The sequence below is a fragment of the Halomonas sp. BC04 genome, from assembly GCF_000568385.1.
On the sequence record NZ_AZQX01000090.1, the window covers coordinates 1 to 9,454 of the forward strand.

The window sequence follows — 9,454 nt, forward strand, 5'->3', positions numbered from 1 at the left end:
CTGACGGTCCTCACGTGACATTTTGGCTCTCCCAGTATTCCGGTGTGCGGAAATTGTTTTTGCTCACATGCTATAAGATTAGCAAAAGTTGACCGCCGACAGCGAGGCTCTCGGCTCTCGATGAAAAAATCAAAGAGGATCTATTGATGCTTACCGGGGACATGCTGCGTCGCGCTGCCGAGCGCTTCCCAAACAAGCCGGCCATCCTCTGGCAAGGCACAGAACTCAAATATCGCGAGCTGGACCGTGCGGCCAATCGGCTCGCCAATACTCTGATCGACTCCGGCTTTGAGAAGGGGTCGAAGGTCGGCATTCTGAGCCGTAACCGCACCGAATACGGTATTGCCTTCTTCGGTTCGGCACGAGCCGGCACCGTGCTCGTGAATATTTCTGTGCTATATGCACCTGATGAACTGGCTTACGTTTTGGACAAGGCCGATGTGGAGCTGCTCTTCTACGAGGATATATTCGCCGAGAAAGTCGATGCCGTTTGCGATCGCCTTCCCAAGCTCAAGCAGGTGGTCCGTCTTGGCGAAGACGGCGAAAATCCGCTTTTCTATGCCTTTATCGCCGAGGGCTCAGAAAATTATCCGCAGGTGGAGATCAACGAGGACGACCCCTTCTGCATGACGTATACCGGTGGGACTACTGGCCGTCCCAAGGGTGTGCTCTGTAGCCACCGTAACCGTGCTGTCACCGCCCATACGGTGATGATGGAAGAGGCCCTCGATGAGCGCGACGTGGTTGGCATCGTTACGCCTCTGTTCCATGTCGCGGCCCTCAACATCATGTTCCAACCGGCGGTCCTGGCCGGTGCCACTTGTACCTTCTTGAGTCAATGGAGCGTGCCCGACTTCGCCAGCATGGTTCGCGATACCCAAATGACAGCGGCGTTCATGGTGCCCACCCAGGTATCAATGATCATGAAGGACCCCGACTTTGACGCTGCCCCCTATGAGAGTTGGCGCAAGCTCTCTTTCGCCGGCGCCCCAATGCCGGACTGGGTTCAGCAGTCAATGCTTAAGCAACTGCCCAAGGTGGAAATGATCCAGACCTATGGTCAGTCGGAGATGGGAGTGCTTACCGCTCTGCGCCCCTGGTACCTGCCTGAGAAGCTGGGATCGATCGGCCGGCAGGCTTACAACGTGGACCTCGCTCTGCTTGATTCTGACGGTAACCCTGTCGGCCCCGGCGAAGTGGGCGAGATCGCTTCTCGTGGCGATAACGTGATGCTCGAATACTACAAGGATCCCGATCAGACCGCTGCCTTCTGGCGCAACGGCTGGGCTTTGACCGGAGATCTTGGTGTGATGGACGAAGATGGCTTCGTCACTTTGGTCGATCGCGCTAAGGACATGATCATCTCCGGCGGTGAGAACATCTACCCCAAAGAGATCGAGAACGCCATCTATGAGCACCCCGCTGTGGCGGAGTGCGCAGTGTTTGGTATCCCCGACGATAAGTGGGGTGAGGTTCCGGCGGCCTATGTCTTGGTCAAACCCGGTGCCGAAGTCAAGGAGAAGGAGCTGGTCGATCTGTGTGCCCATCGTCTCGCCCGCTTCAAGCGTCCGCGGTTGGTGAAGTTCGTCGACAGTTTCCCTAAAACCCCCATTGGTAAGATACAAAAGAACGTCTTACGCGAAAACTACTGGAAAGACCGGGAGAAAAAGATATGAGCGAGCGCTACTCAGACTATCAGCGCCTGAAGTTCGACCGTCCTGCAGAGCGCGTCCTGCGGATAACCATGGACAACCCAGGCAGGCTGAACTCGGCCGATAGCGTCATGCATGGGGAGTTGGTACGCATCTGGCGCGACATCGACGCTGATCCGGACATCAGTGCCGTAATCATATGCGGCGCCGGCGAGGCGTTTTCATCAGGTGGTGACCTAGATCTAGTCGAGGAGATGAGTAAGGACTTCAACACGTTGACCCGAGTCTGGAAGGAGGCTCGTGATCTCGTCTACAACCTGGTCAATTGTTCGAAGCCTGTGGTTTCGGCAATGGACGGTCCGGCGGTAGGCGCGGGCCTGGTAGCTGGTCTACTGGCTGACGTTTCCATCGCCTCCCGCAATGCCCGCATTATCGATGGCCACACCCGCCTAGGTGTTGCTGCCGGCGATCACGCCGCTATCGTTTGGCCGCTGCTGTGTGGCCTGGCCAAAGCGAAGTATTACCTGATGATGTGCGAGCCAGTGAGCGGTGAAGAGGCCGAGCGTATCGGGCTGATCTCGTTGGTCACCGAACAGGACGAACTGCACGACAGGGCTCTGGAGGTGGCGAAGAAGCTCGCAGCCGGCTCGCCTACGGCGATCCGCTGGACCAAGTATGCACTCAACAACTGGCTGCGCATGGCCGGCCCGACCTTCGATACCTCGCTGGCTCTGGAGTTCATGGGCTTCAACGGCCCTGACGTGCAGGAAGGGCTGAAGTCACTGCGCGAGAAACGCAAGCCTGACTTCGACAAGGACTGCCCGCTATAGGAGGCACTATGAGAGACGCCTATATCTGCGCCGGCACGCGCACGCCCATCGGTCGATACGGTGGTGCCCTGGCGGCAGTGCGCCCAGACGATATGGCCGGCCACGTGCTGCGGGCCTGATGGAGCAGGTCCCTGGCCTGCCAGCGGAGGCAGTGGAGGACGTCATCCTCGGCTGCGCGAACCAGGCTGGAGAGGACAACCGTAACGTCGCCCGCATGGCGGTGTTGCTCGGTGGCCTCCCTGACACGGTTCCTGGCACTACCGTGAACCGTCTCTGCGGCTCGGGGATGGACGCGGTGGGCATGGCCGCCCGCGCTATTCGTACCGGCGAGGCAGAGGTAATCGTGGCCGGCGGCGTAGAGTCCATGACCCGCGCCCCCTTCGTGATGGGCAAGGCTTCTTCAGCCTATTCGCGCCAAGCCGAGATCTTCGACACCACTATTGGGTGGCGTTTAGTCAACCCACTGCTTAAGGCCCAGTACGGCATCGATTCCATGCCGGAGACGGCTGAAAACGTGGCCACCGAGTTTGGCATCAGCCGCGAAGACCAGGACGCTTTCGCCCTGCGCAGTCAGCAACGGGCTGCTGTCGCCCAGCGTAGCGGCCGGCTAGGGCGAGAAATCACCCCGGTAGAGATCCCGCAGCGCAAGGGCGATCCGGTGCAGGTTAGCGTGGATGAGCATCCACGCGAGACTACGCTGGAGAAGCTCGCCAGCCTGGCGACGCCGTTCCGTGCGGATGGCTCGGTGACCGCCGGCAACGCTTCAGGCGTCAACGACGGCGCTGCGGCACTGCTTATTGCCTCGGCCGAGGCGGTGGAGCGCTATGGCTTGCAGCCCTTAGCTCGGGTACGGGGGATGGCTACTGCCGGCGTACCACCGCGCATCATGGGTATCGGCCCGGCACCGGCCAGCCAGAAGCTGCTCGACCGCCTGGGCCTAGGGATCGGCGATATCGATCTGGTGGAGTTGAACGAAGCCTTTGCCGCACAAGCTTTGGCAGTGCTTCGTGAGCTAGGGCTTCCGGATGATGCCGAACATGTCAATCCCAACGGCGGGGGCATCGCCCTAGGCCACCCGCTGGGCATGTCGGGCGCTCGGCTCGTCCTGACTGCGGCCAAAGAATTGCAGGAGCGGTCCATGGACAAGGCGCTGTGCACCATGTGCATCGGCGTCGGTCAGGGTATCGCCATGGTCATCGAGAGAGTGAGGTAACTATGAGCGAGTCACCCAAGCAGGTTCTGTTGGAGCGTGTCAGCCCAGCCATTGCCATCGTCCGGCTCAACCGGCCTGAAGTCCGTAACGCGCTAAATCTTACCGTGCGCCAGCAGCTAGCCGAGATCTTTCGCAGCCTGGTCGACGATAGGGAGCTGCGCTGCGTCATTCTCACCGGGAACGAGGAGAGCTTCGCCGCCGGCGCCGACATCAAGGACATGTCGCAAATCGACGCGGTAGAGTTTTACCACCGCCACACCGAGCGCCTCTGGGGCGCGGTGGGGGACTGCCCAGTGCCGGTAATCGCAGCGGTCAATGGCTTCGCCCTCGGCGGGGGGATGGAGCTGGCCATGCTCGCCGACATCATCATCGCTGGGCGCGGCGCTCGTTTTGGTCAGCCGGAGGCCAAGGTTGGCATCATGCCAGGAGCTGGTGGCACCCAGCGTCTGGTACGGGCGGTGGGTAAGTACCGCGCTATGCGGATGTGTTTGACTGGCGAGATCATCCGCGCCGAGGAGGCCTACGAAATGGGCCTAATCAGCAAGCTGGTCGAAGATGACGAAGTGATGAAGGAAGCTCTAGCGATGGCCGAGCATATCGCCGAACTGCCGCCTATTGCCCTGGCGCAGATCAAGGAGGCTATCTTGTACGGGGCAGATGCCCCGCTGGGGTCCGCCTTGGCTTTAGAGCGTAAAGCCGTGCAGCTCCTTTTTGCCACCCAAGATAAAAAAGAAGGCATGGCAGCGTTCCTGGAAAAACGCAAGCCGCACTATAAGGGCGCTTAAAGAAGTTTAGCCATACGCGAGCCTTACCAATTTTCTCGGAGGCTCGCTGGTTTTGGATGATCCGCTGCTTACCACGTATATGGGAAAGCAGCTCCATTCCATCCTGGCGCAACTCACCCTGGAGAAGGTGTCGGTACAGCGTCTCTCGGGAGAACCCAAGCTCCTGACCGAGTAACTCCGCCGCCGCCAGGAAGCCGGGGGTCGTGAAAGCCGCTTGCAACGCACTTTGACCAGCCAGGGTTTGTCGCCGCTTAAGCAACCAAGTGACTGTTTTCTAACGGCTGCCAAATAGCGCTTCAGCCTCCAGAGCAAGCAGGCCGACACGGTACAGGCGGTCTCCTTCGCGCATGGTGAGCGTTTTCCCTTGGGTGCGTCGGTGCCGGAGTGCGCTTTGGCTAATGATGCCGATATCGATCGGGTTCAGACCGAACTAGCTGATCCTGTCGAGAGCGGACAGCGAGATGCCGTCGCGGATCAGTGCATCTGTCCTGGCGCCGTAGGCTCCGCCCAAGAGTTCCAGCAGCGCACGCTCGATGTCATTGCTATCCGCGATTGAGGTCATGGCTCTCTGTTTCCTCGGTGATCCATGGTCGGGATCAGACCATCACCTTCGGTCTGGCATTCAACACTTACTTGACTGTGCTAGATAGGCTTGCGGCATCCTGCCGGTTGGCCGCTGGAGAGGTGGGGGCCAGTCGATCCATTCCGCGACGGTCACCCAAAGCGGGCGAGGAACTCATACAATCAAGGCGAGGGATCTTGAGACGTATCGTATGGGATGGCCGCGACAGACGGTAGGTTTCGCTGCTTGTTACCTATTTGCTACCTAGAGCAGAGCGCAACGAAAAACCGCCACTCGGAATGATCCGTAAGTGGCGGTTTTTACTGAATTCTCTGGTCGGAGTAGCAGGATTCGAACCTACGACCTCTGCCTCCCGAAGGCAGCGCTCTACCAAGCTGAGCTATACTCCGATTTCTGCCAGTTTTCACTGTGCCGTCAGGCGCCTGGGCGCCTGACGAGATCGGCATTATACGCAATTGCCTTGGGCTTGCAAGCCTCCGGTGGCGCTGTCTCAGGCCTCCCGGTCCACCGCCATGCGGGCCAGTTCGGCCATGCTGTCCCGGTAGCGGCTGGCGGCAGAAGATCCAGCTGCTCCAGGGCCTTGGCAGCCATCTCTTCGGCACGGGCGCGGGTGTAGTCCAGCGCCCCGGTGTCGCGCACGATGGCCAGCACGCCGTCCAGGTGATCGAGGCCACCCTGGCGGATCGCCTGGCGAATCAGCCTGGTCTGCTCGGGGGTGCCGGCTGACATGGCCTGTATCAGGGGCAGGGTGGGCTTGCCTTCGGCCAGGTCATCGCCCACGTTCTTGCCCATGGCGGTGGCATCGCCCTGATAGTCGAGCAGGTCGTCGATGAGCTGGAAGGCGAGCCCCAGGTAGCGGCCGTAGTACTGCAGTGCCGCCTCCTGCTGCGGGGTCGCCTCGGCGAGGATCGCGCCGCTGTGCGACGCCGCCTCGAACAGCATGGCGGTCTTGCCCAGGATGGTCTCGAAGTAGGTGGCCTCGTCGATATCGGGATTGCCCACGTTGGTGAGCTGCTGCACCTCGCCCTCGGCAATCACGCAGGTGGCGCCCGACAGCACGTCCATGATCCGCAGTGAACCGATCTCCACCATCATCTGGAAGGAGCGGGAGTAGAGATAGTCGCCCACCAGCACCGAAGGCGCATTGCCCCAGGCGTCGTTGGCGGTGGCGCGGCCTCGGCGCATATGGGAGTCATCCACCACGTCGTCATGCAGCAGCGTCGAGGTGTGCATGAACTCGATCAGGGTGGCCAGGGAGATATGCTTGTCGCCCTGGTAGCCCAGCGAGCGTGCCGCCAGCAGTACCAGCAATGGACGCAGCCGCTTGCCGCCGCTGGCAATGATGTACTGCCCGATGGTCTCCACCAGCGGAACCCGCGAGGCCAGCTGGGACATGATGGTGCTGTTGACGGCGGCAAAGTCATCGGCAACCGCGGCGTGTAGCGGCGAGGCCGGGGTGGTGCTGGCAGATGAATTCGAAGAGACGTTGGCTGGCATGGATTCGTTGTCATCAGGCAGTGGGGCCGGCAAGCCGGAGGCATTGCCCGGTGGCCTTGGGTTGCGGGTCATGCTATGGGGCCCCCGAAGGGCGTCAAGCGGCGTCAAGCCTGCCCATGACGGGACGCGGGAGGTAGGCAAGATGTGGCTTGAATGGCTTGGGGGGTGTCGTTATAATACGCGGCCCACTCATCACGCTCCCTGCCAGATGGCTGCCAAAAGGGGCGCCACTCGAAGCAGGCCGACGAAGAGCCAACCCCGATGAGTTCTGGAGAGACACGCACATGTACGCAGTAATCAAGAGCGGTGGCAAGCAGTACCGCGTTCAGGAAGGCCAGACTCTCAAGCTCGAGAAGCTGGAAGTGCCGACCGGCGAAACCGTCGAGTTCGACCAGGTCCTGCTGGTAGCCGATGGTGACGACGTCACGGTTGGTGCGCCGCTGGTTGACGGTGCCAAGGTGGCTGCCGAGATCGTTTCCCACGGCCGTGGCGAGAAGATCCGCATCATCAAGTTCCGTCGCCGGAAGCACAGCATGAAGCGTCAGGGCCACCGTCAGTGGTTTACTGAAGTCAAGATCACCGGGATCTCCGCGTAAGCGGTAACCCCCTGAACGAGCGAGGACTTTGCAATGGCTCATAAGAAGGCAGCCGGCTCTACCCGTAACGGCCGCGATTCAGAATCCAAACGCTTGGCGTCAAGCTGTTCGGTGGTCAGGTCGTGACCGCCGGCAACATCATCGTCCGTCAGCGTGGCACCAAGTTCCACGCTGGCACCGGTGTCGGCCTCGGCCGCGACCATACCCTGTTCGCCCTGGGCGACGGTGTGGTCAAGTTCGAGACCAAGGGTCCGAAGAACCGCAAGTTCGTCAGCGTCGTCTCTGCCTGAGAGCGCGCGAACCGGTAGTAGGAGGGCCCCGCCAAGGCGGGGCCTTCTTGTATCATGACGGTGGATACCGTCGGGAGAGTAGCAATGCAGTTCGTCGACGAAGCCTCGATCATCGTGGAGGCAGGCAGGGGTGGCAGTGGCTGCCTCAGCTTCCGCCGCGAGAAATACGTGCCCAAGGGTGGCCCCGATGGCGGCGACGGCGGGCATGGCGGTAGCGTCTACCTGGTGGGTGACGACTCGCTCAATACCCTCATCGACTTCAAGTTCCAGCGTTTCTACCAGGCCGAGAACGGTCGGCCCGGCCAGGGACGGCAGATGAGCGGCCGCGCCGGTGACGACCTGGTGGTCAAGGTGCCGGTCGGCACCACCGTCATCGACGAGGACACGCTCGAAGTGATCGTCGATATCACCGAGATTGGCCAGCAGGTGCTGGTGGCCCAGGGCGGGCGCCGCGGACTTGGCAACATCCACTTCAAGTCCTCCACCAACCGGGCCCCGCGCAAGACCACGCTGGGCACCGAGGGTGAACGGCGCAACCTGCGCCTGGAGATGAAGGTGATGGCCGACGTAGGCCTGCTGGGCATGCCCAACGCCGGCAAGTCGACGCTGATTCGTTCTGTCTCCGCCGCCAAGCCCAAGGTGGCCGACTACCCCTTCACCACCCTGGTGCCCAACCTGGGGGTGGTGAAGCTCGGCATGCACGAGCACTTCGTGATGGCTGATATACCGGGGTTGATCGAAGGAGCGTCCGACGGTGCCGGGCTGGGGCTGCGTTTCCTCAAGCACCTGACGCGTACCCGGCTGCTCTTTCATGTGGTCGACATGGCGCCCTTCGACGAATCCGACCCGGTGGAGGCCGCTGAGGCGATCATTCACGAGCTGGGCCAGTTCTCGCCGGCCCTTGCCGAGTTGCCACGCTGGCTGGTGATCAACAAGCTCGACCTGGTGCCCGAGGAGGAGCGCGAGTCGCGGGTGGCCGCCATCGTCGAGGGCCTTGCCTGGGAAGGGCCGGTGTATCGCATCTCTGCCATCAGCGGCGAGGGCACCGATGCCCTGGTACAGGCGGCGCATCGCTGGCTGACCGAGCGGCGCCGCCTCGAGAACGAGGACGAAGAGGCCGCGGAGCGCGAGCGCCGGATGCGTGAGCGCATGGAGGCCGAGTCCGTGGCGCGCACCGAGGCGCGCCTGGGTCGGCGTCGCAAGCGCAAGGACGACGATGACGACTTTGACGACGATGATTTCGACGTCGAAGTCGAATACGCTCCTTGAGGTAACAACTGGCTGCGCTGAAGCGGTTGATTTCGCTGGATGGGAGAGCAGGGTGTGAGCGAGCGGGTTCCGGGACGCGATGCGCTGCGAGGCGCTCGCCGGGTGGTGGTGAAGATCGGCAGCGCGCTGCTGACCAATGACGGTCGCGGCCTCGACGAACCTGCCATCGGCGGCTGGGTGGACCAGATTGCCGCGCTGCACAAGCGTGGCATTGAAGTGGTGCTGGTCTCCTCCGGCGCCGTGGCCGCCGGCATGGTGCGGCTGGGCTGGCAGGTGCGCCCTTCGGCGGTGCATGAGCTGCAGGCCGCCGCCGCAGTGGGCCAGAATGGTCTGACCCAGTGCTATGAGCACCATTTCGCCCGGCACGACCTGCTCACCGCCCAGGTGCTGCTGACCCACGACGACCTCTCCAACCGCAAGCGCTACCTCAACGCTCGTTCGGCGTTGCGCACCCTGGTCGACCTGCGGGTGGTGCCGGTGGTGAACGAGAACGATACCGTGGTCACCGACGAGATCCGCTTCGGCGACAACGACACCCTGGGCGCCCTGGTGGCCAACTTGCTGGAAGCCGATGCGTTGGTGATTCTTACCGACCAGGAGGGGCTCTTCGACACCGATCCGCGCCACAACCCCGATGCCCGGCTGATCCATGAAGGGCGTGCCGGCGATCCGTCGCTGGCGGCCATGGCGGGGAGTGGCGGCGCACTGGGGCGCGGTGGCATGACCACCAAGGTGCAGG

Annotated in this window: 7 protein-coding genes, 1 tRNA gene and 3 pseudogenes; 8 read left to right on the plus strand and 3 right to left on the minus strand. The window is 61.9% G+C overall.

Going from position 1 to position 9,454, the window contains the following annotated elements; genetic code table 11:
• Positions 1-146 precede the first annotated feature (146 nt).
• From Q427_RS06780 to Q427_RS06795, 4 genes and pseudogenes are all read left to right on the plus strand, one after another.
• Entirely contained in the window at positions 147-1,676 is a 1,530-nt protein-coding gene (locus Q427_RS06780) for a class I adenylate-forming enzyme family protein (protein WP_043512255.1), read from the plus strand.
• Positions 1,673-2,482: an enoyl-CoA hydratase/isomerase family protein gene (locus Q427_RS06785; RefSeq protein WP_043512258.1), complete on the plus strand. Its 810-nt coding sequence runs from the start codon at positions 1,673-1,675 to the stop codon at positions 2,480-2,482. Before Q427_RS06780 ends, Q427_RS06785 begins: the two co-directional genes overlap by 4 nt.
• Positions 2,483-2,490: 8 nt before the next feature.
• Positions 2,491-3,695, plus strand: a pseudogene (gene pcaF / locus Q427_RS06790) (3-oxoadipyl-CoA thiolase).
• A gap of 2 nt (positions 3,696-3,697) precedes the next feature.
• On the plus strand, positions 3,698-4,480 hold the full coding sequence (locus tag Q427_RS06795; RefSeq protein WP_043512261.1) for an enoyl-CoA hydratase-related protein: 783 nt from the start codon (positions 3,698-3,700) through the stop codon (positions 4,478-4,480).
• A 430-nt stretch (positions 4,481-4,910) separates the two neighbouring features.
• Here Q427_RS06795 and Q427_RS35145 read toward each other — a convergent pair whose 3' ends face one another.
• From Q427_RS35145 to ispB, 3 genes and pseudogenes are all read right to left on the minus strand, one after another.
• The gene (locus tag Q427_RS35145) at positions 4,911-5,042 is read right to left on the minus strand and encodes a hypothetical protein (RefSeq protein ID WP_269321202.1); all 132 of its coding nucleotides are present in this window, start codon (positions 5,040-5,042) and stop codon (positions 4,911-4,913) included.
• A 333-nt stretch (positions 5,043-5,375) separates the two neighbouring features.
• Positions 5,376-5,452: transfer RNA gene (locus tag Q427_RS06800), tRNA-Pro, on the minus strand.
• Between the two features lie 101 nt (positions 5,453-5,553).
• A pseudogene (gene ispB / locus Q427_RS06805) lies at positions 5,554-6,560 on the minus strand (octaprenyl diphosphate synthase).
• A gap of 284 nt (positions 6,561-6,844) precedes the next feature.
• On the opposite strand from ispB, the gene rplU reads away from it, so the two are divergent.
• The 4 genes and pseudogenes from rplU to proB all read left to right on the plus strand — a co-directional run.
• Positions 6,845-7,156, plus strand: a complete 312-nt coding sequence (gene rplU, locus Q427_RS06810; RefSeq protein WP_043512263.1) for a 50S ribosomal protein L21 — start codon at positions 6,845-6,847, stop codon at positions 7,154-7,156.
• 33 nt (positions 7,157-7,189) lie between these two features.
• Positions 7,190-7,446, plus strand: a pseudogene (gene rpmA / locus Q427_RS06815) (50S ribosomal protein L27).
• Positions 7,447-7,530: 84 nt separating this feature from the next.
• A complete protein-coding gene (cgtA, locus tag Q427_RS06820; RefSeq protein WP_043512264.1) occupies positions 7,531-8,715 on the plus strand; it encodes an Obg family GTPase CgtA in 1,185 nt (394 codons plus the stop codon).
• A 39-nt stretch (positions 8,716-8,754) separates the two neighbouring features.
• On the plus strand, positions 8,755-9,454 hold a 700-nt coding region (proB, locus tag Q427_RS06825), incomplete at its 3' end, for a glutamate 5-kinase (protein ID WP_043512266.1).

Coding starts and splice junctions, on each gene's coding strand:
- Q427_RS06780 (WP_043512255.1), top strand. CDS start 147: ATGCTTACCGGGGACATGCTGCGTCGCGCTGCCGAGCGCTTCCCAAAC.
- Q427_RS06785 (WP_043512258.1), top strand. CDS start 1,673: ATGAGCGAGCGCTACTCAGACTATCAGCGCCTGAAGTTCGACCGTCCT.
- Q427_RS06795 (WP_043512261.1), top strand. CDS start 3,698: ATGAGCGAGTCACCCAAGCAGGTTCTGTTGGAGCGTGTCAGCCCAGCC.
- Q427_RS35145 (WP_269321202.1), bottom strand. CDS start 5,042: ATGACCTCAATCGCGGATAGCAATGACATCGAGCGTGCGCTGCTGGAA.
- rplU (WP_043512263.1), top strand. CDS start 6,845: ATGTACGCAGTAATCAAGAGCGGTGGCAAGCAGTACCGCGTTCAGGAA.
- cgtA (WP_043512264.1), top strand. CDS start 7,531: ATGCAGTTCGTCGACGAAGCCTCGATCATCGTGGAGGCAGGCAGGGGT.